Here is an 851-nt window from a genome sequence, read left to right as displayed (position 1 = left end):
AACGAGTCGGTATTTGGGATGTGGCTGAAAATAGCGCCGGGTCAGCCGATAACAAAAGCCTAATACCTACTCTAAAGTTCAAATATATAACCTACTGCCCAATATTGTACGGTCAGCCGGGACAAAAGCTAAAAAAAGGACTAAAAGCCGAGTGAGTTCCGTCAAGCCAGCCATATCGCAAATACGGATGTTACCGGCCGTTTTTTGTCAAGCAAGTTGACTTAAACTTTCGGTCAACCACTCGTCGTACCATTCAAAAAATGTCAACCGTCTGCTAGTTGATTTTGAAATAGAAGGATAAATTCCATTATTATTCGCTCTGTCGTCCACCCAGATTTGTCCAGTGTTGTTACCTGTCACAACCAGTAAGTAGTAAATTGCACAACCATAATGGCAAATTCTTATGCTACCTGTAATGTGTTTATTTGAAAAATATTCTTCTTCCCATTTTTGAAACTCTTCGGTTTCTGTATAGTCTTCATCGTCTATTTCAAAGTCTTGCGTATCATTCCATTTGTCAATGTGAGGGAAGTCCGTTGATAGAAAATTATTGTCGCTTATTTCAAGTTCAATGTTCCAGTCAAATAATGGGAGAAGTCCGTAAGCAGGGCCACTGCCACCATTGCCAATTTGAGTTAGGAAATTCCTGTAATCTGTAGGAAGTGTCAACACAAAAGATTTTTCAAAGCTCTTTAGAGGATCTTCTGTTAAACGAGAGTTGAATTTATATTCGTGAGTGTCTGAACCAAAAGTTTTATAAGTCGCCCTTTTGAAAAGTCCGCCGCCGTCAAGTTTCTTTAATTTGTCATGCTTCAATTTGAGATCAGATAGTGTCATATAAAATGGCCGGG

The 851-nt window shown here is 39.2% G+C and carries 1 protein-coding gene; it reads right to left on the bottom strand.

Annotation, left to right across the window (positions count from 1 at the left end; all coding sequences use genetic code 11):
• Positions 1-207: 207 nt before the first annotated feature.
• The coding region (locus ACHFIY_RS19315; protein WP_410847771.1) for an SMI1/KNR4 family protein at positions 208-851 on the bottom strand (644 nt) is incomplete at its 5' end.

The organism is Parasediminibacterium schistidii, from assembly GCF_046546515.1.
In the GTDB taxonomy this organism is placed as follows: domain Bacteria; phylum Bacteroidota; class Bacteroidia; order Chitinophagales; family Chitinophagaceae; genus Parasediminibacterium.
This window is presented reverse-complemented; position numbering and strand designations above follow the sequence as displayed.